The organism is Streptomyces noursei, assembly GCF_016917755.1.
Taxonomy (GTDB): Bacteria; Actinomycetota; Actinomycetes; order Streptomycetales; family Streptomycetaceae; genus Streptomyces; species Streptomyces yunnanensis.
Map to the genome: position 1 here is coordinate 184,570 of NZ_CP070326.1, position 23,812 is coordinate 208,381.

Below are 23,812 nucleotides of genomic sequence, written 5' to 3' on the forward strand. Positions count from 1 at the left end.
CGGTCGGGACGCCGGGTAAGCGCACGCTTCCAAGCGGCCGGTCACGGTGTCAAGAAAATCCAGTAACACTACGGAATTCCGGAGTGCCAATCCTCGGGTGCCCGCGGCCTGTTGGAGAGCGCGGTCGCCGGATCCGGAACGTCCCCGCGGCACCTGCCGTCAGGACACTACGGATTTTCCGGTGCGCGGTGCGCTGCACTGTCCGGACGTGCCCCGTCCAGGCCCGGTGGGCGCCTCATCCGTGCCGTCGACCGGACCTGCCCGTCTCCTGGAGCGTCGCCCGGTGCTGCTCAGATTCCTGCGAACCCGACTGCGTCCCCACCGGCGCGCCGTTGCCCTGCTGGGACTGCTGCAACTGGCGCAGATCCTGGCCACCCTGGCCCTGCCGACGCTCGGTGCCGCCGTCATCGACCACGGCGTGATCGAGGCCGACAGCGGCTACATCGTCCGGACCGGACTGGGCATGCTGGCCGTTGCGCTGGTGCAGATCGCGGCGTCGGTGGGCGCGGTGTCGCTGAGCGCGCGTACGGCCATGGCGATGGGCCGCGACCTGCGCTCGGCGGTCTTCCGCCGGGTGTTGGACTTCTCCGCCCGTGAGGTCGGACAGTTCGGCACCCCGTCGCTGATGACGCGCACCGTCAACGACGTCCAACAGGTACAGATGCTGGCGCTGTCCGCGTTCGGCGTCGCCGTGTCGGCGCCCCTGATGTGTCTGGGCAGCATCGTGCTCGCACTCCAGCAGGACATTCCGCTCTCACTGCTCCTGGTGGCACTGATGGTGGCCCTGGGAATGTCCTTCGGTCTCATTCTCGGCCGCACCGACCCGTTCTACGACCGGATGCAGAAATACCTGGACCGCGTCAACGGCCTGCTGCGCGAACGCATCACGGGAGTCCGCGTCGTGCGGGCTTTTGTGCGCGACGGACACGAAGGCGAGAGATTCGGCCGAACCAATTCCGAATTGTGTGACATCTCGTTGCGCGTCGGCCGGCTGCTGGCCACCATCGTCCCCGTCGTGCTGCTGGTCCTGAACGCCTTCATGGCGGCGGTGGTGTGGTTCGGCGCCCATCGCATCGACGCCGGGGCGATGCGGTTCGGTGCGCTCAGCGCGTTCCTGAGCTATCTGACGCTGATCATGATGTCGGTGGTGATGGTGACCTTCGTGTGCCTGGCGATGCCGCGGGCGAGGGTCTCGGCCGAGCGCATCCAGCAGGTGCTGACGACCGAGCCGAGCGTGACGACGCCGTCCCGACCCGTGCGCACCGTGCCCGCGACCGGCCAACTGGCCCTGCGCGGTGCCGGGTTCCGGTACCCGGGAGCCAAGGAGCCGGTGCTGAGCGGGATCGATCTGAGCGCCGGCCCCGGCGAGACGGTGGCGATCCTCGGCAGCACCGGCAGCGGCAAGACCACCCTGCTCAACCTCGTACTGCGGCACTTCGACGCCACCGAGGGCTCCGTCCACATCGGCGGGGTGGACGTCCGCAGCCTGGACGCGGAGGCGTTGCGCCGCACCGTCGGCTTCGTCCCGCAGCGGGCGTACCTCTTCTCCGGCACCGTCGCCAGCAATCTGCGGTTCGGCAACCCCGATGCCACCGACGCCGAGCTCTGGCACGCGCTGGAGATCGCGCAGGCCCGGGACTTCGTACAGCTCCTGCCCGAGGGACTGAATGCGCCGATCACGCAGGGCGGCACCAATGTGTCCGGCGGACAGCGCCAGCGTCTGGCGATCGCCCGCACCCTGCTGCGCAGACCGGCCGTCTATCTCTTCGACGACTGTTTCTCCGCGCTGGACTACGCCACGGACGCCGCGCTGCGGGCCGCCCTGGAACCGGAGATCTCCCGGGCGACGGTGCTCACCGTCGCCCAGCGCGTCAGCACCGTCCAGCACGCGCAGCGCATCGTGGTCCTGGACGCGGGCCGGATCGCCGCCACCGGTACGCACCAGGAACTGCTGCGTACCAGTACGGCGTATCGGGAGATCGCCAGGTCCCAGCTCACCGCGATCACCACCGACCACTACGGCGACTCAGCCCCGGACGCCGAAGCCACCACGACCCCTCAGGAGGCCGTCCATGGTCTCGGCGGACAGCTCTAGCCGCGGGCGGCGCAGCCCCGCCCGCCACATGCTGGGCCTCCTGCGACCGCACCGTGTCCTGGTTTCCGTGGCGGTCGCCCTCGGGATCGGCGGCGTCGCGCTCAACGCGGCGGGCCCGATACTCCTCGGCAGGGCCACCGACCTCGTCTTCGACGGCATCCGGCACAACCACGGATCCGGCGGAGTCGACTTCGACGCGATCGCCCGGGTGTTGCTGTTCGCGCTCGTGCTCTTCGTCACCGCCTCCTTGCTCACCCTCTTCCAGGGCCGGCTGGTCTCGGCCGTCGTGCAGCGTGTGGTCTTCGCGCTGCGCCGGTCTGTGGAGGCCAAGCTCGCCCGCCTGCCGCTGCGGTACTTCGACCGCCACCCGGCGGGTGAGGTGCTCAGCCGGGTGACCAATGACGTCGACAACCTCCAGCAGACCCTCCAGCAGACCCTCAGCCAGCTGATCACGGCGGTGTTCTCCGTACTGAGCATGCTGGTGCTGATGCTCGTCATCTCGCCGCTGCTGGCACTGGTCATGCTGGCCTGTCTGCCGGTGTCGGTCGTGCTCACGGCCCGGATCAGCAGGCGCGCACAGCCGCGGTTCGCCCGTCAGTGGTCCGCGACCGGAGCGCTGAACGCCCACGTCGAGGAGGTCTACACCGGTCACGCGCTGGTCAAGGGCTTCGGGCGGCGCGAGCAGGCCGAGCGCGCCTTCGACGAGCACAACGAAGCCCTCTACCGCGCCGGCGCACGGGCCCAGTTCGTCTCCGGCGCCATCGAGCCGTCGATGATGTTCGTCTCCAACCTCGGCTATGTCGTGGTGGCGGTCGTCGGCGCGCTGCGCGTGGTCGCCGGGACCCTGTCCATCGGTGACGTCCAGGCGTTCATCCTCTACTGCCGGCAGTTCAGCCAGCCGATCGTCGAGGTCGCCGGCATCGCCGCCCGCCTGCAGTCCGCCCTCGCCTCCGCGGAGCGGATCCAGGAGCTCCTGGACGCGGACGAGCAGCGACCCGACTCCGACCACCCCGCACGTCTCGACAAGGTCGGCGGGCATGTCGAGTTCGAGAAGGTCCACTTCCGCTACTCCCCCGGCACCCCGCTCATCGAGGACCTCTCCCTCACCGTCGAACCCGGCCGGACCGTGGCGGTCGTCGGTCCGACCGGCGCCGGCAAGACCACCCTGGGCAACCTCCTCATGCGCTTCTACGAGATCGACAGCGGGCGCATCCTCCTCGACGGCACGGACATCACCGCCCTGACCCGCGAGGACCTGCGCTCCCACATCGGCCTGGTGCTCCAGGACGCCTGGCTCTTCTCCGGCACCATCGCCGAGAACATCGCCTACGGACGCCCCGACGCCACCCGCGAGGAGATCGTGGCCGCCGCCCGCGCCACCTGCGCCGACCGCTTCATCCGCACCCTGCCGGACGGCTACGACACCGTCCTGGACGAGGAGTCGACCAATATCAGCGCGGGCGAGAAGCAGCTCATCACCATCGCGCGGGCCTTCCTGGCCCGGCCCTCGATCCTGCTCCTGGACGAGGCGACCAGCTCCGTCGACACCCGCACGGAGGCGCTCATCCAACGCGCGATGCACTCGCTGCGCGCGGGCCGCACCAGCTTCGTCATCGCGCACCGCCTCTCCACCATCCGCGACGCGGACCTGATCCTCGTCATGGAAGGCGGCCGCATCGTCGAGCAGGGCACCCACGACCAGCTGCTGGCCGCCGCAGGGCCCTACGCCCGGCTGCACACGGCCGTGGAGCACGGTGCCGGGCTGGAGGACGCGGCACCCCGTTGAACTCGCCCGCTCCCACGGCGGCTTCGGCCCTGTCGAAGGAGGCGAGTCGCACCCGGTGCGCACCCGCCGTCGTCCCCGCCGGAGCGCCTCGCCGCCCTTCCCGCACGACCTGACGCAACGCTCGAAAGGATCCGATCCGCCATGCCCGACAGCCATGCCCTGAGCGAGTTGCTCGCCGCGATCAGCACACCCGACCGCGCGCCCGAGGACATCGCCGCGCTGCCCCTGCCCGAGTCCTTCCGGGCCGTGACCGTCCACAAAGAGGACACCGAGATGTTCCGCGGCATGACCAGCGCGGACAAGGACCCGCGCAAGTCGCTGCGCGTAGACGAGGTGCCGGTGCCCGAACTGGGGCCCGGCGAGGCCCTGGTCGCGGTGATGGCCAGTTCGGTCAACTACAACACCGTGTGGTCGTCCATCTTCGAACCGATGCCGACCTTCGGCTTCCTGGAGCGCTACGGGCGCACCTCGCCCCTGGCCGCCCGCCACGACCTGCCGTACCACATCCTCGGCTCCGACCTGGCCGGCGTGGTGCTGCGCACCGGCCCGGGAGTGAACGTCTGGAAGCCCGGCGACGAGGTCGTGGCGCACTGTCTGTCGGTGGAGCTGGAGAGCGCGGACGGGCACGACGACACCATGCTCGACCCGGCCCAGCGGATCTGGGGCTTCGAGACCAACTTCGGCGGCCTGGCCGAGATAGCCCTGGTCAAGGCCAACCAGCTGATGCCCAAGGCCGCCCACCTCACCTGGGAGGAGGCCGCCGCGCCGGGTCTGGTGAACTCCACCGCCTACCGTCAGCTGGTCTCCCGCAACGGCGCCGGGATGAAGCAGGGCGACAATGTGCTGATCTGGGGCGCCAGCGGCGGTCTCGGTTCGTACGCCACCCAGCTCGCCCTCGCCGGCGGGGCCAACCCGGTCTGTGTGGTGTCCAACCAGCGCAAGGCCGAGGTGTGCCGGTCCATGGGCGCGGAGGCGATCATCGACCGCTCCGCCGAGGACTACCGCTTCTGGAGCGACGAGCACACCCAGAATCCGCGGGAGTGGAAGCGGTTCGGCGGCCGCATCCGGGAGTTGACCGGCGGCGAGGACGTGGACATCGTCTTCGAGCACCCCGGTCGGGAGACCTTCGGCGCCTCCGTCTACGTCACCCGCCGGGGCGGCACGATCGTCACCTGCGCCTCCACCTCCGGCTACCGTCACGAGTTCGACAACCGCTATCTGTGGATGCACCTCAAGCGCATCGTCGGCACCCACTTCGCCAACTACCGCGAGGCATGGGAGGCGAACCGCCTCGTCGCCAAGGGGAAGATCCACCCCACCCTCTCCTGCACCTACCCGCTGGCCGACACCGCGCTCGCCGTCCACGACGTGCACCGCAACGTCCACCAGGGCAAGGTCGGCGTGTTGTGCCTGGCCCCGACCGAGGGCCTGGGCGTGCGCGACGAGGAGCTGCGTGCGCAGCACATCGACGCGATCAACCGGTTCCGCTGACCGCTCCCCCGGCCCCGCAGAGCCCCGCTGCTCAGCGGTGAAGGCCCGGTGGATGCCACCGGGCCTTCACTGCGTCCTGGCCCCTCCAGGATCTCGCCGAGTGGCGGCCGGTCCGCTCCGCACCCGACCGTCGTCTCCCGATCTCTTCGATCTCTTCGGTCTCTTCGGTCTCTTCGATCTCTTCGGCCTCCCCCGTCTCCTCGGTTCGTTCAGCCTTTCTGCTCACGGTGGGCCATGGTGTACAGCACGGCGCTGACGGCCGGGACGGCGGCGCAGTCCGGCACGGAGAATACTCGGCAGGTCCGGTCTTATTGCGGCGCCGGGCGGGCCGAAGGCCAGCGTCCCGCACAGCAGGACGGCCGCCACGCACCAGGTACGCCAGCGCCTGCGCAGTTCGGCGTTGCGAACGGCCAGCAGCAGAAGGCCGGTTGCGGCGAGCGTGCCGCCGACGACCGGGAGGGCGCGTGTCACCTCGGGGGCCAGGGGCGATGTTAGGCATGTCAGGTCTGTCATGGTCATCGCCTAGCGGTCCGGCGCCGTGACCGGTCGTTCAGGGCCACCGGAGGCATCCGGTGCACCGGCGGTCCGGGTGGTACTCGGCCCGTCGCCGGGCGCGCCGGCACGGCAGCGCCCCGCGATCCGGCAGGCCCGCAGCACACAGGTCAACAGGGACCCGGCGACCGCGGCGGGGAGGTACCAGCCCGTTGCCGGTCCTCAGTCGACGGGGCGGTCCCTCTCGGGTTCCAGGTCCAAGGTGGCCTGCGCGCCGCCCTCCGGCGGGTTCTCGTAGGTCACCTGGGCGCCCAGGACGCGGGCCTGTCCCATGACGATCGTCAGGCCCAGGCCGATGCCCGTGCCGCGCTCCCGGGCTCCCGTGCGGAATCGTTGCGGGCCCTGTGCCAGGAGGTCGGCGGGGAAACCGGGGCCGTGGTCGGATACGCGTACGGCGGTGCCGTCGACCTCGATCGCCACCGGCGGGGCACCGTGCCGGTAGGCGTTGGTGACCAGGTTGGCCAGGATCCGCTCGACCCGGCGCGGGTCGGTCTCCACGACCTCGTCCGTGTGCACCCGTACATCGACCTCCTTCCCGGAGACGGCCGCGGCCCGGCGCGCCAACTCGCCCATCCGCACCGCCTCGCGCCGGGCCTGCTCGACGCCCGGCACGTCCAGCCGCGCCACCTCCAGTACGTCCTCGACCAGCCTGCGCAGTTGGTCCACGCCCCCGCAGACCAGCTCGGTCGGTCGACCGGGCGGAAGCAGGCCGACGGCCGTCACCAGGCCGGCCACCGGGGTGCGCAGTTCGTGGGCGATGTCGGCCGTGACCCGGCGTTCGGCCTCCAGCCGGCTGTTCAGGGCGTCGGCCATCGTGTTGACCGCCTCCCCGAGCCGGGCGATCTCGTCCTTGCCCTTGGGCTCGACGCGCGCCGTCAGGTCGCCGCCCGCGATCTGCTGCGCGGTCCGCGCCGAAGCGCCGATGCGCCGTCCCGTGGCCGCCGCCACGGCGATGCCCAACCCGCAGCCCAGTGCGACGGCGGCCGCGCCCGCGCCGAGCAGCTGTTGGTCCAGCTTCTTCAGGGCCTGTGCCTGCGGCGCGTAGGAGCGCCGTACGGCGAGGATGTCCCGGCCGCTGCGGGACGCCGCCCACATCACCGGGCCGTTGTGGTTCCCGGCGTCCTGGAGGTAGGTGGCCCGCACCGGTCGGTGGGTGACGGTCGCGCGCAGCGCCGCCGGCAGGTCCGGTGGGTCGACCAGCGCGTCGCTGTCGACGCCGGCGGCATGGTCCTCCAGTGCCTGGACGAGCTGGGCGTCGGCCGCGTGTGCCGCGTCCCCGTACTGCTGGTCGGCGGTGCGCTGGTGCACCAGGAGCCCGATGAGCGCGGCGGTGACGGCGGCGGTTGCGGCGATGACCAGGGCGGTCTTGGTACGCAGTCCCATGGCGGTCAGGGGTTGTTGGGCGGCGGTGTGGCCACCAGCTTGTAGCCGAAGCCGCGGACGGTCTCGATCCGGTCGCGCCCGATCTTCCTGCGCAGTCGTTGCAGGTGGACGTCGACCACCCGGCTGTCGCCGTCCCACGCGTAGTCCCACACCCGCTCCAGCAGGGCGGCCCGGGACAGCACCACCCCGGGCTCGGACGCGAACTCCAGCATCAACCTGCGCTCGGTGGGCGTCAGGTCCAGCAGTTGGCCCGCGCGGCGGATCTCCATGGAGGCCGTGTCCACCGTGAGGTCGCCGATCCGCAACAGGGATTCCTCCGCGGCGTTCGGCTCGGTCCCGGCGAAGTCGGTGGCCCGGCGCAGCGCCGAGCGGATGCGGGCGACGAGCACCGGCACGTCGTAGGGCTTGGTGAGGTAGTCGTCGGCCCCGGCCTCCAATCCGAGGACGACGTCCACCGGGTCGGTCCGAGCGGAGATCATCAGCACCGGCACCCGGCTCACCTCTCTGATGCGGCGCACCAGGCTGACCCCGTCGAGATGGGGCAGCATGACGTCCAGCACGGCGACGTCCGGTGCCCTGTCCCGGAACTGCGCCAGCCCGGCGAGCCCGTCGGAGGCGGTCCGCACCTGGTATCCGTAACGCTCCAGCGACAGCTGCGTGGCCTCGCGCAGCAGCGGGTCGTCTTCCACGAGCAGCACGTCGGTCATCGGCTGGTCGGTCTCCTGCTCTTACGGTTCGGGGACGTACAGGTGCACGGAGCGCAGGTCTTCGCCCGTCTCGGCCGGGTTCGGGAGGTGCGCGGACCGCACGCTGGCGCGGGTGTAGTAGGAGACGTTCTCCCGGCGCTGCAGACCGGACAGTTCGACGGTGGCCGGATAGCCGGACTTCTCGCAGCCGGGGATGCACCACATGCCGCTCACCTCACCGGTGGCCACGGCCTTCGGCTGCCCCCAGTCCCGCCACTTCAGATGGGACAGCGAGGTGAACTCGGTCAGGCCCAGGCGGGTGGGGCGGATCAGCGGGTGTCCCATGGTGTCGGAGACGTACACCGGGCCGGCGGCCGGGCTCCGCGTGGGAGCGGGGCCCTGGACCTGCGGCTGGTCCGGGCCGCCGCACCCGGTGATGCCCACGGCCATCACCAGCGCCAGTGCGCAGGCCGTGACGATGGCCGTGGGTCTGTGCATCGGGATCCTTCGTACGCGTCGACGGTCGCGCCGGCGCTCAGCGGGTGGCGAGCGGGCGCTTGCCCTGCAGATCCTCGGAATCGTACGTCCCCTGCTGCCCGGCCAGCTTCAGGGTGAAGGCGGAGTACACCCGCTTGCCGTTGACGACCTTGGGGTCGGAGAGGCTTATGGTCGCCTTCAGCGGCTTGGTCAGGCAGGTGTCGAGGCACCAGGTGCCGGTGACCTGCCCGGTGCCGACGGCCTCTTTCGCGCCCCACCGCTTCCAGTCGACCTGGTGGATGCTGGTGAACTCGGAAAGCACCAGATCCCGCGGGCGGCGCTCGGCACGCCCGGTGTCGGCGTTCTCCTCACCGAAGTGGTTGATCACGTACGGGGTGACGGCCGTGCGCACGGCCTTCGCGGGGGCAGCGGGGACCGCGCCGTTCGCCGCCTGTGCGGTGGCGGACAGGCCGAGCGCGGCGGCACCGGCAAGGCCGGCCGCGAGGACCGCCCTCCTGCGGAAGGTGCTGGTCGTCGAGGTACGGTTCATGGCTTCCTCGCTCCGTTGATGTCGCTGGTCATCGGTTGGCGCTCCAGAAGCTATGCCGAGCACTTCTCGACGATTCGTCACTTGTGTTGCAGCCGTGCATCGACGACTGTTACACGACCTACACACAGGACGGACCTCCCGGCCGGCATCGGGTCCTGCGGCGGTCCGGGTACGCATCGGCGTGATCGTCCGTCAGGCCCCGCCCCTCCACCGGAGATCCGGCTGCCGTCCAGCCCCCGGCGGCACGCGGACCGGCAGGGCACGCGGGCGGCGGGAGGGGCGGCTCCACGCTGCTCTTCTTCACCGACGGGCTCTTCGAACATCCCTCGCACTCGGTCGAGACGGGAATGGACCTCCTGGCCGCCCTCGCCAGCGAGCACGCGGCGCTCCCCCTGCAGGACTTCGTCCAGGTCCTGGCCGACCACCACCCCAGCGACGGTCACGACGACATGGCCCTCCTCTCGCTCCGCACGCCGCACACCTGACACAGCGGCCGACCGCGTTTCCCAACGGCGCCCGGCCACCGGGCAGACGGCCCACCACCCGGCTCGCCGCCGCGCGAAGCGCTGCGTGCGGTTTCTCAGCAATGCAGGAACGGGGCGTTCGAGCTACTCATCGGCGCACGGGAATTCGCTGCGGATGGGGTTCCGTAGCGGCGAATGACGGGGCTAAAGGCATTGCGGGGATGGCGAGTTGGGGTATTGACGCCGAGGGGTGGGGAATCGCGCGCGGTGGTGGGCAGGTGGTGGCCGGATGTCGTGGTGCCTGGCGGCAAAAGCCGATGAGCCCGACCGGGGTGGCCGGCCGGGCTCATCGGCTTTCCTTTGCCTCAGGGCGAGGTGCGGTCGGTCAGTGACCGCCCTCGTCCACGACCGCGACCTCCTCGATGTTCTGCTCGATCGCCTCGGCCGGGACCGCGGAGGCGAGGGCCCAGTAGTAGATGCCCACCGAGAACACCACGACGATCGCCATGTCCCACCACAGCGGGATGTGGCCCTGGCCGCCGAAGCCGCCCTGCCAGGAGATGACGCCCATGCCGACGAGGTACACGGGGAGCCACCGCGCGGCCTTCCAGTCCAGGCGCGGAGCGTTCGGCAGCTGCTTCTTGGTGGCGTACCAGGCGTAGCTGCCGAGCAGGACGTAGCCGATCACGATGGCCCAGCCGAGCCGCTCCAGGGTGGTCCAGCCGGCCCAGTAGATGATCAGGCTCGCCACGGCGAAGGACAGCGGCGCGATCACCTTGCCGCCGGGCAGGCGGTACGGACGCTGATGGTGCGGCAGACGGTCGCGGAACACACCGAATGCCAGCGGCGCACCGGCGTACATCAGGACGCTCGCCGAGGTGATGAAGGAGACCAGCTCCTGCCAGCTGGGGAAGGGCAGGAAGCAGATCACGCCGGTGACGAAGGAGATGATCAGCCCGAACCACGGCACCCCGCGGCCGTCGGCCTTCTCGAACAGCCGGGGGGCGTAGCCGTTCTTGCTCAGGCCGTAGGAGATCCGCGAGGTGGAGGTGGTGTAGATCAGGCCGGTGCCACCGGGGGAGATGATGGCGTCCGCGTACAGGACCCAGCCCAGCCAGCCCAGCCCCACCACGGTGGCCAGACCGGCCCAGGGGCCGCTGATGCCGGCGTAGTCCAGCTTGGCCCACCCGTGCGCGAAGGACGCCAGCGGCAGCGCGCCGATGTAGACGATCTGCAGCAGGGTGTAGATGACGGCGCCGATCACGACCGAGCCGATGGTGGCGCGCGGCAGGTCACGCTTGGGGTTGCGGCTCTCGCCGGCGAGCTGGATCGCCTGCTCGAAGCCGAGCAGCGCGAAGATGATGCCGCTGGTGCTGATGGCGCTGAGCACGCCCTTGGCGCCGAACGGGGCGAAGCCGTGCGAGGTGAAGTTGTGCGGGTGGAAGTTGGTCGCCGCGATGACGAAGATCGCCCCGAGGGGTACGGCGATCTTCCACCAGGTGGCGGCGCTGTTGGTATGGGCCAGCACCTTCACGCCCAGGAAGTTCACCGCGACGAAGATCGCCATCAGGATGACCGCGACGATGAAGCCGCTGGCCGTGAGGGTTCCGTTGGCGTGTTGGAGGCTCTTGGCCCACGACCAGTGCCCGGCGTAGCCGATCATGGCTTCGACCTCGATCGGGGCCACTGTCGCCGCCTGGAGCCAGGAGAACCAGCCGAAGGACATGCCGGCCAGGCCGCCGAAGGCGTAGTGCGGGTAACGCGCGGTACCGCCGGCCACGGGGAAGAGCCCGCCGAGCTCGGCGTGTACCAGGGCCAGGAGCACGATCGCGACGGCGCCGATGCTCCAGGAGATGATCGCGGACGGGCCTGCTACGACTACGGCCTTCTGGGCACCGTAGAGCCATCCGGATCCGATGATGGAGCCGACCGAGGCCCACATCAGGCCGATCAGTCCTACATCCCTGCGCAGGCCGCCTGGTGGGCGTGCCTGCAGTGGCGTGATCTCGTCAACGCTTGCCATGAGGGGGGCCTTTCAAGACAGCTGGCCGAAAAGTTGCCTCAGAGTAGGGAGCTTTTCGGCTCCTGGAAATAGCCAGTGACGAAAAAGTTACTTTCCGCGAAAAATTCATGGCGGATACAAAGGTTCGACGCCACCACAAGACGCCTAAATATTCGACCAGTTGCGGCCGACGAGCCGGCCCGAGCGCCTGGTCAGCGGCATCCGGGCAGCCATTCATCCCACCAATGAGGTGAATTCAATTTGGCGAAAACTTTGAGATGGCCCGCCAATGGCATTACTTTCCATCGCCTATGGTCGTCTGCTTCCGTTCGGCGAATTCCCCGGCGATCACATGCGGTGCGCCGCGCGGAGGGGACATGCTGGGGAAGGTGGCACGGTGCCGCCGGACGACGGTCCCGCCACCCTGGAGCGGTGAACGGCAGATGACCGGCAACCCCAGCGACGCCCCGTCTCCCCCGCCGACCGGTGCCGGCAACGGGCCCGCCGTCTCGCGCCGGGAGTTCGACGCGCTCTTCGCCGCGGTCCGCACGTGGGGCCGCTGGACACCGGCCGACCGCGGCGCCTGGAACCGGGTGACTCCGGACCACGTACGGCGGGCCACCGCCCTGGTCCGGGACGGCACGGTGATCCCGCTGGCGCGCCCGTGGGACACGGCCGCCGGTCCGGACAACAGCAGGCCCGCGTTGCACTTCATGTCCGACCTCGGCGATGTCGAGGCCCCGGAGCCCACCACGCACAAGGACTTCCTCGCCGTCGACTATCACGGCAAGGCCGTCAGCCACCTGGACGCGCTCTCCCACATCGCCTACCGCGGACAGCTCTACGACGGCCGCCCCGCGGGCGAACTCGTCGACTCCCAAGGCGCCCGGTTCGGGGCCGTGGCGGCGCTCGGCCCCCTGGTGACCCGGGGGGTGCTGCTCGACCTGCCGACCGTCGTGGGCAACGCGTGGCTGGAGCCCGCCCGAGCCGTGCACGCCGAGGACGTCGCCGCTGCGGAGCGGGCCTTGGGCGTGACGATCGGCGACGGCGACGGGGTGCTGCTGCGGACCGGCAGCATGCGCCGCCGCCGGGAACGGGGCGCCTGGAACCCCGACGCGGCGAGCGCCGGCTTCCACGTGGACGCCCTGCCGCTGCTCGCCTCGCGCGGGATCGCCCTGCTCGGCGGCGACGGCGACAGCGATGTCCGGCCCTCGCCGGTCGAGGGCGTGCACTCTCCGGTCCACGCGCTCGCGATCGCGGCCATGGGGGTGCCGCTGCTGGACAACCTCGACCTCGAAGCGCTCTCGACTGCCTGTGCGGAAGCCGGCCGCCATGTCTTTCTGCTCCTGGTGGCTCCGCTGAACGTCCCTGGCGGCACGGGTTCGCCCGTCACCCCGGTCGCCGTTCTGTGACGCCCCCGCCTCCCCTCTGACCAGCACCGTCCCCCGGAAAAGCCCTACAATCGGAGCGAACGGTACAGCTGCTCCGGGCAGACGACGGGAGGGTGACTGGCGGTCCTGCGGCACGTACCGCAAGGGAAGTGATTCGGATGGGGCTCGTGGGAATCGACCTCGGTCCCGCGCGCGCCCGTGACCAGTTCCTTCGGGGCGAGTCGGTCGACGCGGCCGTACGAAGCCCGATCTTGAATTCCTGGGAGCGCTCCCTCGCCCTGGGGCTCTCCCCGGCGGGATGCGCACTCCCCTACTGCTCCGACCTCGATCTGGAGGGCCGGCTCGTCCGCGCAGCCGAGCCGGTACTGGACCGACTGCAGGAGCTGTTCGCGGACCGGGACATGAACGTGTCCCTCGCCGATGGCCGCGGGGCCGTGCTGCAACGCCGTTTCGGCAAGCCGTCCCAGGTCAGACGGCTGGCCGCGATCCAGAGCGTCCCGGGCTATGTGTTCGCCGAGGAGTTCGGCGGGACCAACGGCATCGGTCTGGCGCTCGCGGAACGGCAGCTGATCAACGTCTACGGTGCCGAGCACTTCGCCGAACGCTCCCAGTCCAACGCCTGCTCGGCGATCCCGGTCCGGGACCTGCTCAGCGGTCGCATCGAGGGCGTGCTGTGCCTGGGCTATCCGCTCACCGACGTGGACGCGGCGCTGACCACCGTGATCCGCAAGGCGGCCGGCGCGATCGAACGACGCCTGCTGGAGCAGAACTCGACGCGGGAGCGCACCCTGCTCCAGGCATACCTCGATGCCAGGCACCGCACGCCGACCGGCAACGGTCAGCCGGGCGAGCTCACCGAGAGCGTGCTGGACCGGCGGGACCAAATGATCCTCCAGGAGAAGGCCGCCGATCTGATCGCCCTGGCCCAGCGGGCGGCCATGGAAGTGCCCCTCCCCGGCGGGCGATGGGTGACCTTGCTCAGCCGACCGGTCACCAGCGCTTCCGGGGTCCAGGGCATCGCCATCGAAGCCGTCCTCTCCACGCCGCACCAGCCCGTCGCCGTCCCCGCCGTAACCGGGACCTTGCCCGAGACCTCACCCGGCCCCCCGGCGCAGCAAAGCCCCGAGCCCGCGCTCCCGCGGCTGTGGCCCGTTCCCGACACCGCAGCCCGGAGGGCGGCCACCACGACGCATCCGCCCGGGACCGCCGAAGCCGCCTCCGCGCACACGGCGAGCGGGCTGGTGCTGGTCGGCGAGCCGGGCGTCGGGAAGTACGCCGTGGCGGCCCGGCGGCGCCTGGAACTGCTCTCCGAGGCCAGCACCCGCATCGGCACCACCCTGGACGTGAGCCGCACCGCCCACGAGCTCGCCGAGATGGCCGTCCCCCGCCTGGCCGACTTCGTCACCATCGAACTTCCCCAAGCGGTGCTGCGCGGCGACGAGCCGACCGACCCGCGCACCGGCCTCCACCGCGTCGTCCTCCACGGCTACCGCGAGGACTGCCCCTTCTACCCGGCCGGTGAGCCGATCAGCCTCCGGGCCACGACTCCCCAACTCCGCTGCCTGGCCAGCGGGCGGTCGGTACTGGAACCGGAGCTGAGGACCGCCGCGGGCTGGATCGCCCAGGATCCCGGGCATGCCCAGCGGCTCCTCGACCACAACGTCCACTCCCTGATAGCCGTTCCGCTCATCGCCCGCGGCATCGCCCTGGGCGTGGCGAGCTTCTACCGCTCGCGGGACCCCGCGCCCTTCGGAGACGACGACCGTTCGCTGGCCCAGGAACTCGCCACCCGCGCCGCCATCTGCATCGACAACGCCCGCCGCTACACCCGCGAACACAACATGGTGCTGGCGCTCCAACACAGTCTGCTGCCGCACAGCTTCCCCGAGCAGAACGCCGTCGAGGTCGCCCATCGCTATCTGCCCGCCGAATCCGGGGTCGGCGGAGACTGGTACGACGTCATCCCCCTCTCCAGCAGCCGCGTCGCCCTCGTCGTCGGGGACGTCGTCGGCCACGGACTGCACGCCGCCGCCACCATGGGCCGACTGCGCACGGCGGCGCGCAACTTCGCCGAACTGGAGCTGGCCCCGGACGAGGTCCTCACCTGTCTCGACAACCTCGTGGCGCGCCTCGACCGGGACGAGGGCGGCGAGGACGCCGACGGGATGACCCGCATCATCGGCGCGACCTGCCTGTACGCCGTCTACGACCCCACCTCCCAGCAGTGCTGCATGGCCCGGGCCGGCCATCCGCCCCCCGCGCTGGTGCACCCCGACGGCGCCGTCGCCTTCCCCGACCTGCCCGCCGGCCCGCCGCTGGGCCTTGGCGGCCTCCCCTTCGAGACCGTCGAATTCCACCTCCCCGAAGGCAGCCAGCTCGTGCTGTACACCGACGGGCTGGTCGAGGACCGCCGCCGCGACCTCGACACCGCCTTCGACCAACTGCGCCGGGCGCTCTCCCACCCGAACCGCCCGCCCGAGGACACCTGCGCGGAAGTCCTGCGGACGGTGGTGCCCCGCCGGCCCACCGACGACATAGCCCTCCTGGTGGCCCGTACCCACGCGCTGGACGCGCACCGGATCGCCACCTGGACACTCGCCTCCGACCCGGCCCTGGTCTCCGGCATTCGCGCCGCCGTGACGCGTCAACTGGCCGCATGGGGACTGGACGAGGTGTCCTTCGTCGCCGAACTGGTGCTCAGCGAGCTGGTCACCAACGCCATCCGCTACGGCACCGCCCCGATCCAGGTACGCCTGCTCTATGACCGCGCCCTGACCTGCGAGGTGTCCGACGCCAGCAGCACCGCCCCGCATCTGCGCCACGCGGCGACCACCGACGAGGGCGGCCGCGGTCTGTTCCTCGTCGCACAGCTCGCCCAGGCATGGGGCACCCGCTACACCGCCACCGGCAAGGTCATCTGGGCCGAGTGCGCCCTGCAGTTGGCCGGCGGGAGGCCCGACACCGTCGCGGCGTACTTCGACGACGTTCCCGCCCTCTGAGCGGTGCCGCCGGGTGGACGGGCCACGCGGATGGCGCGGATGGGCCTCCGCCAATCGGGACACCGCGCAACGGCCCCTCCGGCATGGAAGCCGAAGGGAGGACAACGGGAGCCGTAGCATGCGCCAATGCGGTGCCGGATGCCGGCAGTGCACCGAGCGGCCGATCCCCGGAGAAGTCCGTGCCCGACACTCCCGACCACAGCCCTCCCGCGCCCCGCGGCCCAGAGCCGCTGGTCCGGATCCGCGGCCTGAGCAAGCGGTTCGGCGGCACCCTCGCGCTGGACGCCGTCGACCTCGACATCCACTCCGGCAGCATCCTCGCCCTGCTCGGTCCCAACGGCGCGGGAAAGTCCACCCTCATCAAGATCCTCGCCGGCGTCCACCGCGCGGACAGCGGCGAGGTGACCGTGGCCGGCCATCCGCTCGGCACCGAGGCGGCCACCCGCGCCATGTCCTTCATCCACCAGGACCTCGGACTGGTCGAGTGGATGACGGTCGCCGAGAACATCGCCCTGGGCGCCGGCTACGCCCGCCGCGCCGGCCTGCTGTCCTGGCGGCGGACCCGTGAGCGCTGCACCGAGGCGCTGGGCCTCATCGCCGCCCACCTCGACCCGCGCACTCCCCTCGCCGACCTCCCGCGGGCCGAGCGTTCCCTGGTGGCCATCGCCCGGGCGCTGTCCACCCGGGCCGGCGTCATCGTCCTCGACGAGCCGACGGCCAGTCTCCCGGCAGCGGACTGCGCCCGGCTCTTCGACGTACTGCACGCGCTGCGCGACCAGGGGCACGCCCTGGTCTACGTCACCCACCGGCTCGACGAGGTGTACAAGGTCGCCGATGCCTTCGCCGTCCTGCGCGACGGCCGCCTGGTCCGCCACGGCCCGCTCGCCGGCCACGGTCCGGCACAGCTGGTGCACGACATCGTGGGCCACGAACCCGGCGGCTACCGCCTCGCCCCCGCCACCGGCCGCACCGTCCTGAGCCTCGACCGCGTACGGACCGCCGACACCGCACCGGTCAGCCTGGAACTGCGCGCCGGGGAGATCCTCGGCATGGTGGGACTCACCGGCGCCGGGCACCTGGAGTTGGGCCGCGCGCTCGCCGGCGCCGGACGCCTCCTCGGCGGACGGGCCCTGCTCGACGGACGTCCCTACCGACCGGGGTCGGTCGCGGCCGCGGTCGGCTCCGGGGTCGGCTTCGTGAGCAGCGACCGTCAGGAAGAGGGCTGCGCCACCGAGTTGACCGTGCGGGAGAACCTCCTGGCCAACCCACGGGCGAGGGGCCTGCCGGCCCTCCACTGGACCGGACCCCGGCGCGAGCGGGCCGAGGCCGACGCCCTGATGGCCCGGTTCGCGGTGTACCCCCGGGACAGCGAAGCGCCGATCTCCACCCTGTCCGGAGGGAACCAGCAGAAGGTCATGGTCGGCCGGTGGCTCGGGACCCACCGCAGACTGCTGATCCTCGAAGAGCCGACGGCCGGGGTGGACGTCGGCGCCAAAACGGCGGTCCACCGCCTGCTCCGGGACGCGTTGGCCGACGGTCTCGCCGTCCTGCTGCTGTCCACCGACTTCGAGGAGGTCACCGACGTGTGCCATCGGGCCCTGGTGTTCGTCCGTGGGGCGGTGACGACGGAGCTGACCGGTGACGCCCTCACCGTCAGCGCCCTGACCCGGGCTTCCTCCGCCATGCCCGCGCTCACCGGGACCACGGGCCCGTGACCCGCTCCCCCCGTCGCCCGCCGGGCCGCCGGTTCGGGCACCTCCTCGGCGTCTACGGCCTCCTGGCCCTGGCCGCCCTGCTGTTCCTGGCCTTCTCCCTCGCCCTGCCCGACACCTATCCCACCTTGGACAACATCTCCGCGGTCCTGTCCAACCAGTCGATCCCGGCCGTCCTCGCGCTCGGCGCGACGATCCCCATCGCCACCGCCAAGTTCGACCTGTCCCTCGGCTACGGTCTGGGCCTCGCGCACGTGATGGTCATGCAGCTCATCGCCGTCGATGCCTGGCCATGGCCGCTCGCCTGCCTCGTGGTGGTGCTCGGTGGTGCGGTCGTCGGCGCCTTCAACGGCATGGTCGTCGAATTCGCCCGGATCGACTCCTTCATCGCCACCCTCGGCACCGGCAGCATCCTCTACGCCGTCACCGGCTGGGTCACCGACGGGGCCCGGATCGTCCCCGGCCCGCACGGCCTGCCGGCCGCCTTCACCGACCTGTACGACTCCAGATTCCTCGGCCTGCCGGTGTCCGCCTGCTACGTCCTGCTCCTCACCGCCCTGTTGTGGCTGCTGCTGGAACGGCTACCGCTCGGCCGGTACCTCTACGTCATCGGCTCCAACCCCCGCGCCGCCGAACTGGTCGGCATCCCCACCCGGCGCTACGTCGTCCACGCCTTCGTCGGGTCGGGCCTGGTCGTCGGCATCGCCGGTGTCCTGCTCGCCGCACAGCAGCGGGTCGGCAATCCCAGCGTCGGACTGGACTATCTGCTGCCCGCCTTCGTCAGTGCGCTGCTCGGCTCCACCACGATCAGACCCGGCCGGGCCAACGCGGTGGGCACTCTGGTCGCCGTCGTGGTCCTCGCCATCGGGCTCGCCGGCATCGGTCAGTTGGGCGCCCGCTTCTGGGCCATCCCGCTGTTCAACGGCGCCACCCTGCTCGTCGCCGTCGGCATGGCCGGCTACACCGCGCGCCGGCAGGTGCGACAGCGCCCGAAGGAACCTCCACGGGCTCTGCCCGACCCGCCCAAGGTCACCTCGTGACCCCCGCCGGTCACCATCTCCCCACCCCCGCGCGAGGCGTCCGCGTGCCCGCGTCGCGCCGGCCCACCGTGGGCAGTGCCGTCGCCGTGTCGCTGGCGGCCGCCGTGCTCACCGGCAGTCTCGTCCTCGTCGGCTGCGAGCGCGGCGCGTCGGTCGGCGGTGGATCCGTCGCGCCGAGCCCGGCGCGACCCGGCTGTCCCGCCGCCCAGGCCCGCGCCGCAGCGGCCGTTGCGCAGGCCGAGCAGACCGCTCCCGCGGCGCCCGGTCCCGTCGACGGCCCCCGGGCAGCCGCCGGCAAGGACGTCGTCTACGTCGCGCAGACCATGACCAACCCCGGCGTCGCGGGCGCCGCCAAGGGGGTGCAGGAAGCCGCCCGGGCCATCGGCTGGAACCTCCGGGTGATCGACGGCCAGGGCACCCCCACGGGCATCCAGGCCGCCTTCGACCAGGCCGTCGGCCTCCGGCCCGCCGGCATCGTCATCGGCGGCTTCGACCCGGACCTGACATCGGCTCAGGTCGCCAGGGCCGCCGCGAACCACATCCCGCTCGTCGGCTGGCACGCGGTCGGCTCCCCCGGTCCGAGCCGACATCCCGCGCTCTTCACCAACGTCACCACCAGGGTCGAGGATGTCGCGAAGGCCAGTGCGGACTGGGTCATCGCGCGTTCCCAAGGTCACGCCGGGGTGGTCGTGTTCACCGATGCCTCGATCCCGTTCGCCGAGACCAAGTCCACCCTGATCGCGAAGGAACTCGCCACCTGCCCCGGCGTGCGGGTGCTGACGGAGGAGAACATCCCGATCCCGGACAGCAGCAGCCGAACCCCACTGGAGGTCGCCTCACTCCTGTCGCGTTTCCCGGATGCCTGGACCCACTCGGTGGCCATCAACGACGTGTACTTCTCCGACGCCGCCCCGGCCCTTCGCGCCGCGCTGCGAAAGGGCGGCGGGGCCCCCTTCAACATCGGTGCGGGCGACGGCGATCCGTCCGCGTTCCAGCGCATCAACAGTCGGCAGTTCCAGGCGGCCACCGTGCCCGAGCCGTTCGCCCAACAGGGCTGGCAGATCCTCGACGAGCTCAACCGCGCCTTCGCCGGCGCGCCCGCCAGCGGATACGTCGCCCCCGTGCACATCGCCACGGCCGCCAACAGCCGGGGGGCGACGACCTGGGACCCGCCCGGGTACCGCGCGGCGTACCGGAGGATCTGGGGCAGGTGAGGGGCGTCGCCCGTGCCGCTCGCGGGGTTCGCGGAGCGGCACGGGCAACTGTCCCGATCAGTTGCCGGAGTCGTCGGCGTTGCCGTTGGCGTCCGCCGAGGCGACGGCGTGCTGGGCGTCGTCGACCTTCTTCCGCAGCTGCGGGAGCTGGTCCTGCGGGGTGGCCGTGCTGCTGGTGGCCGGGGCCGCGCTGCCCGATGCCGACGACGGGGAACAGGCCGCCGTGGCGAGCAGGGGCATCGCGAGGGCCGCGGTCAGCAGGGCGGCGGGCAGGCCGCGGCGGCGGTTCACGAGGCCGCGGCCGACGTGCCGTTGTGGTGGGTGCCGCACCAGGTGGCGACCGCCTTGAGGTCGGTCTGCTTCTGCTTCAGCAGCGGCAGCAGCGTCTTGCGGGTGGTGAGGCGGTCGCCGAGGAACGTGGCGATGGCCTGGTGGTCGGCCTTCCTCGCGTTGGCGATGCGCTGCTCCAGGTACGTGATCGAGCCACGGGTGCCGGCGCCGGCCTCCATGCGCGTGATCCGCTTCTCGATCCGCTTCTCCAACTTCGGCACCCGACGGCACAGTGCCTTGGCACCATCGCCCTTCGGGCCCTTGGCGGTGGCGGTGGCGGTGGCTGCCGGCGCCGTGGTCTTTGCGGCGTACGAGGGGGCACCGGCCGCCACCGATCCCGCCAGGGCCAGGGCGGCCAAGGCCGCGGTCATCGTCGTCCTGCGTCCGCGCATGTCTGTCTCCGATCGCTGTGCTCTGCGAAGGCCCGCTGCGCCAAGGGCGCGTGGTGGGCCGGGTGCGAGCGAAGGTAGGAGCCGACCTTGTGGTTTCTTTGTGACCGGGTCAGCTGCCGTGCGAGGTGTCGGTGGCGGGCCCTTCGTCGCGTACGCCGCTGCCGTCCTCGGCGATCAGGGCTCCGCACAGGGCGAGGGCCAGGGAGAGCAGGGTCGCGGCGAGTATGGCGACCACCGTGTCGGCCGTGCGGGCGACCGGTGGCCGGCCCCGGACCTCCTCGTGGCAGCGCGCGGTCGCGGTCTCCGTGGTCAGCACGGTCATACGTCCTCCTCGTGGCGTGAACGCCGCCGTTCCGCACAAGGAGCACCTTAGGGACGGTATTTGTGGATTTCCTGTCGACGGTGGTGAGTGTCCGCCAGCCAGTCCCGGTGCGGTACCGCGGTACCGTCCGGGCCCGGGCGGGTGAGGGGGAAGGCGACCTCGATGCGGGCTCCTGGACCTCCCGGGGGCGTCCGCACTTCCAGGTGCGCGTGGTGCAGCTCGGCCTGCTGGGCGACCAGAGTGAGCCCGAGGCCGGACCCGGGGCTCTCGGCGCGTCGATGGAACCGTTCGAAGATCGTCTGCCGCTGCTCCGGCGGCACCCCGGGCCCCTGGTCGTCCACGGTGAGCACGGCCGCCGGGGCGCCCCCGTCGTCGGATGCCCGCAGGGCCACCGCGATGCGGACCCGGCCGTCGGCGGACCGGCCGTGTGCCAGGGCGTTGGCCAGGAGGTTGTCCACCAGCGACCGCAGCCCCGGCTGCCAGCCGTGCACCACCAGCCCCGTGGTGCACTCCGCCTGCACGTCCGCGTCGGGATGCGCGCGGCGGAAGTCGGCCACGGCGGCGTCCGTGAGCTCGGCAAGATCGACGGGGGCGAACGCGTCCGCCTCGACCAGGTCCCCCTGGGCCAGCGCCCGCAACATCACCAGCAGCCCCAGCACGCGGGCGTGGCCGCGCCGCAGGTCCTCCACCGTTTCCGCCCGGTCCTGGGCGTCGAGGTCCTGGAAGGCGTCGAGGATGTCCAGGCTGGTCTGCATGCTCGTCAGCGGCGTGCGCAGTTCGTGGGAGGCCGCGGCGGAGAAGGAGCGGGCCGTCGCCAGCGCCTCGGCGGTCCGGGCGGCCTGTTCGTCGTAGCGGGCCAGAACGGTCTGCACGGTGTGCGCGAGGTCGTCGACCTCGGTGATCCGGGTCGGGCGGTGTTCCAAACGGACGTCGCTGGTACGGGGATCGAGACCGCTGGTGCGCCGCTGCAGCCGCCGCAGCGGCCGGGCGGCGCCGGCGGCCAGTGCCCAGGCCAGGCCCGCGGACGCCGGGGCGGCGAGCAGCGCGACGGTGACCACCCGGCCGCGCACGAGCTGGATCTGGGCCTGGTTGACGGAGTCGGGGGAGAACAGCCACAGCGTTCCCCGCACGCCCGGCTCCTTGCCGCTGATCCGCTGGGCCAGCACGCGCCAGGTTTTGCCCCGCGCATGGACGCTGACCGGCTTGCCGGGCGTCGTCGGCAGCCGTACGGACGGATCCGGCTGCGGGCCGTCCTGCACGGTACGGTCCGGTCCCTGCAACCGGATGCCGACGTCCAGGGCCGCGCTGTACAGCTTCCGTTGGCGGGCATGTTCGACCCGCGGGCGGTCCTGGGAGGCGGCGCGCAGCAGCCCCCGGGCAACCGCCGCCACGTCGTGGGCACGCTCGCTGAGCCGCTGGTCGGCCTGCGCGTGCAGGTCCCTGCTCACCAGGCCCACGAGCAGCCACCCCGAGGCCACCACCAGCAGCGGTACGACGGCGCCCACCACGAGCGCGATGCGGGTGGACAGCCTCACGGCGTGTCCGTCGCCGCGTCCGGCTGCTGGTCGCGCAGGACGAAGCCCACACCGCGCACCGTGTGGATGATCCTGGGCCGCCCGTCCGCCTCCAGCTTGCGCCGCAGATAGCTCACGAACGTGTCCACGGCGTCACTGCGCACGTCGAAGTCGTACCCCCACACCCGCTCCAGCAGCTGGTCGCGGCTGAGGACCAGCCCCGCGTTGCGGGCCAGCACCTCCAGCAGTGCGAACTCCCGCCGGGTCAGCTCCCGCTGTCGACCGTCGAGACGGACGGTCCGCGCCGCCGTGTCCAGCACCAGTCCACCGACCCGCACCGTGCCGGTGGCGGCGGGCGGCCGCCGGCGCAGCAGCGCGTGCAGGCGCAGCACCAGCTCGTCGAGGGCGAACGGCTTGACGAGGTAGTCGTCCCCGCCGGCCTGCAGGCCGGCCACCCGGTCCGCGACCTCGTCCAACGCGGACAGCATCAGCACCGGTATGTCATTGCCCTCGGTCCGCAGGCGCCGGCACACCGCGATGCCGTCGAGGTCGGGCATCGAGATGTCCAGCACCATGGCGTCAGGTGCCTGGGCCGCCGCCCGCTCCAGCGCGGCACGGCCGCCGTCCGCCAGATCGACGGTGAAGCCGTTCAATCGCAGGCCGCGGCCCAGCGAACGCCGGATCGCGGCGTCGTCGTCCACCACCAATACCCGTCCGGCACCGGCCCCGATACCCATTCCGCCTCCGCTCACCGCCCACATCGACGCCCGCCATCATGCGCCACCGCCCCGCATCCGGGCAGCGCTGAGATGTCCTGGTGCGGCCGGCTGGTCGCGGCGGCGGCCTACGGTCCGGTCTGTTCGGGCGCGCGCCGGGGTCGCAAGGAGCGGGCGTCGCCTGTCATGGCGCGGCCGATGCCGGGCTCCCGGCGTTGTCCATCGCCGGAGCATGGACCGTGGTCCAGGGCATGCGGTGCGCCGCGGCCCTCGGTGCGGGGCGCGGGGGAAGCCTTCCAGCGCGCGGCCAGAACGCTGATCAGGACGAGCCCGATGGCCAGGGGAAGTTCGCAGCAGACGGCCATGACCACCGCGGTGAGATGGTCGCTGCCCTTGGCGGCGGTGGTGACGTCGAACCAGGCGTCCAGCGCGAAGAGCATCGCGGTCGCCGAGGCGATGGGGCCCACTGCGGTGCGCCGGTACCAGGTCAGTGCGCCGGTGAGCAGCAGGCCGACCACTTCCATGGCGTCCAGCCCGACCCAGGCGGTGTCCCAGTGGCGGACCCTGGCGTGGCTCTTCAGGGTCAGTCCGAGGATGACCATCCAGCCGATCAGGGCCAGTGCCACACTGAGCAGGCCCCACACCACCAGCCGTCGGGTGCCCGCACGCGAGACTCGCCCACCGCCTGCCTGCCCC

The 23,812-nt window shown here is 71.6% G+C and carries 20 protein-coding genes; 9 read left to right on the plus strand and 11 right to left on the minus strand.

Annotated features, from left to right (window positions below):
- Nucleotides 1-283 precede the first annotated feature (283 nt).
- From JNO44_RS00560 to ccrA, 3 genes are all read left to right on the plus strand, one after another.
- A complete protein-coding gene (locus tag JNO44_RS00560) occupies nucleotides 284-2,095 on the plus strand; it encodes an ABC transporter ATP-binding protein (RefSeq protein WP_205360361.1) in 1,812 nt (603 codons plus the stop codon).
- A complete protein-coding gene (locus JNO44_RS00565) occupies nucleotides 2,073-3,881 on the plus strand; it encodes an ABC transporter ATP-binding protein (protein WP_205360362.1) in 1,809 nt (602 codons plus the stop codon). The genes JNO44_RS00560 and JNO44_RS00565 overlap by 23 nt, the downstream gene beginning before the upstream one ends.
- 141 nt (nucleotides 3,882-4,022) lie before the next feature.
- A complete protein-coding gene (gene ccrA / locus JNO44_RS00570; protein WP_205360365.1) occupies nucleotides 4,023-5,372 on the plus strand; it encodes a crotonyl-CoA carboxylase/reductase in 1,350 nt (449 codons plus the stop codon).
- Between the two features lie 714 nt (nucleotides 5,373-6,086).
- Here the strand turns inward: ccrA and JNO44_RS00575 are convergent.
- The 4 genes from JNO44_RS00575 to JNO44_RS00590 are packed head-to-tail and all read right to left on the minus strand — an operon-like array spanning nucleotide 6,087 to nucleotide 9,020.
- A complete protein-coding gene (locus JNO44_RS00575) occupies nucleotides 6,087-7,307 on the minus strand; it encodes a HAMP domain-containing sensor histidine kinase (protein WP_205360367.1) in 1,221 nt (406 codons plus the stop codon).
- 5 nt (nucleotides 7,308-7,312) lie between these two features.
- A complete protein-coding gene (cseB, locus tag JNO44_RS00580) occupies nucleotides 7,313-8,014 on the minus strand; it encodes a two-component system response regulator CseB (protein WP_205360368.1) in 702 nt (233 codons plus the stop codon).
- Nucleotides 8,015-8,035: 21 nt separating this feature from the next.
- Nucleotides 8,036-8,491, minus strand: coding sequence for a hypothetical protein (locus JNO44_RS00585; protein WP_205360370.1), 456 nt, complete (start codon nucleotides 8,489-8,491; stop codon nucleotides 8,036-8,038).
- A 37-nt stretch (nucleotides 8,492-8,528) separates the two neighbouring features.
- Nucleotides 8,529-9,020 (minus strand): hypothetical protein, encoded by a 492-nt coding sequence (locus JNO44_RS00590; protein WP_205360372.1) that lies wholly within the window; start codon nucleotides 9,018-9,020, stop codon nucleotides 8,529-8,531.
- A gap of 290 nt (nucleotides 9,021-9,310) precedes the next feature.
- Here JNO44_RS00590 and JNO44_RS00595 point away from each other — a divergent pair, with 290 nt between their 5' ends.
- Nucleotides 9,311-9,505 (plus strand): SpoIIE family protein phosphatase, encoded by a 195-nt coding sequence (locus JNO44_RS00595; RefSeq protein WP_205369308.1) that lies wholly within the window; start codon nucleotides 9,311-9,313, stop codon nucleotides 9,503-9,505.
- A gap of 364 nt (nucleotides 9,506-9,869) precedes the next feature.
- On the opposite strand, the gene JNO44_RS00600 is transcribed toward JNO44_RS00595, so the two are convergent.
- Nucleotides 9,870-11,507 (minus strand): APC family permease, encoded by a 1,638-nt coding sequence (locus tag JNO44_RS00600; RefSeq protein ID WP_205360373.1) that lies wholly within the window; start codon nucleotides 11,505-11,507, stop codon nucleotides 9,870-9,872.
- 422 nt (nucleotides 11,508-11,929) lie between these two features.
- On the opposite strand from JNO44_RS00600, the gene JNO44_RS00605 reads away from it, so the two are divergent.
- The 5 genes from JNO44_RS00605 to JNO44_RS00625 all read left to right on the plus strand — a co-directional run bounded on the left by JNO44_RS00605 (nucleotide 11,930) and on the right by JNO44_RS00625 (nucleotide 19,842).
- On the plus strand, nucleotides 11,930-12,898 hold the full coding sequence (locus tag JNO44_RS00605) for a cyclase family protein (protein ID WP_205360374.1): 969 nt from the start codon (nucleotides 11,930-11,932) through the stop codon (nucleotides 12,896-12,898).
- A 137-nt stretch (nucleotides 12,899-13,035) separates the two neighbouring features.
- The gene (locus JNO44_RS00610) at nucleotides 13,036-15,876 is read left to right on the plus strand and encodes a SpoIIE family protein phosphatase (RefSeq protein ID WP_205360375.1); all 2,841 of its coding nucleotides are present in this window, start codon (nucleotides 13,036-13,038) and stop codon (nucleotides 15,874-15,876) included.
- 179 nt (nucleotides 15,877-16,055) lie between these two features.
- Nucleotides 16,056-17,591, plus strand: a complete 1,536-nt coding sequence (locus tag JNO44_RS00615; protein ID WP_205360376.1) for a sugar ABC transporter ATP-binding protein — start codon at nucleotides 16,056-16,058, stop codon at nucleotides 17,589-17,591.
- Nucleotides 17,588-18,628, plus strand: coding sequence for an ABC transporter permease (locus tag JNO44_RS00620; protein WP_205360377.1), 1,041 nt, complete (start codon nucleotides 17,588-17,590; stop codon nucleotides 18,626-18,628). The genes JNO44_RS00615 and JNO44_RS00620 overlap by 4 nt, the downstream gene beginning before the upstream one ends.
- Nucleotides 18,629-18,672: 44 nt before the next feature.
- Nucleotides 18,673-19,842 (plus strand): substrate-binding domain-containing protein, encoded by a 1,170-nt coding sequence (locus JNO44_RS00625; protein ID WP_205360378.1) that lies wholly within the window; start codon nucleotides 18,673-18,675, stop codon nucleotides 19,840-19,842.
- Between the two features lie 57 nt (nucleotides 19,843-19,899).
- Here the strand turns inward: JNO44_RS00625 and JNO44_RS00630 are convergent, their stop codons facing one another.
- The 6 genes from JNO44_RS00630 to JNO44_RS00655 all read right to left on the minus strand — a co-directional run bounded on the left by JNO44_RS00630 (nucleotide 19,900) and on the right by JNO44_RS00655 (nucleotide 23,763).
- Entirely contained in the window at nucleotides 19,900-20,133 is a 234-nt protein-coding gene (locus JNO44_RS00630; protein WP_205360380.1) for a hypothetical protein, read from the minus strand.
- On the minus strand, nucleotides 20,130-20,564 hold the full coding sequence (locus JNO44_RS00635) for a hypothetical protein (protein WP_205360382.1): 435 nt from the start codon (nucleotides 20,562-20,564) through the stop codon (nucleotides 20,130-20,132). The genes JNO44_RS00630 and JNO44_RS00635 overlap by 4 nt, the downstream gene beginning before the upstream one ends.
- A gap of 109 nt (nucleotides 20,565-20,673) precedes the next feature.
- Nucleotides 20,674-20,886: a hypothetical protein gene (locus tag JNO44_RS00640; RefSeq protein WP_205360383.1), complete on the minus strand. Its 213-nt coding sequence runs from the start codon at nucleotides 20,884-20,886 to the stop codon at nucleotides 20,674-20,676.
- Nucleotides 20,887-20,933: 47 nt separating this feature from the next.
- Nucleotides 20,934-22,421 (minus strand): sensor histidine kinase, encoded by a 1,488-nt coding sequence (locus tag JNO44_RS00645; protein WP_205360384.1) that lies wholly within the window; start codon nucleotides 22,419-22,421, stop codon nucleotides 20,934-20,936.
- Nucleotides 22,418-23,137, minus strand: a complete 720-nt coding sequence (locus JNO44_RS00650) for a response regulator transcription factor (protein WP_205360385.1) — start codon at nucleotides 23,135-23,137, stop codon at nucleotides 22,418-22,420. Before JNO44_RS00650 ends, JNO44_RS00645 begins: the two co-directional genes overlap by 4 nt.
- A gap of 107 nt (nucleotides 23,138-23,244) precedes the next feature.
- On the minus strand, nucleotides 23,245-23,763 hold the full coding sequence (locus tag JNO44_RS00655) for a hypothetical protein (protein WP_205360386.1): 519 nt from the start codon (nucleotides 23,761-23,763) through the stop codon (nucleotides 23,245-23,247).
- Nucleotides 23,764-23,812 lie beyond the last annotated feature (49 nt).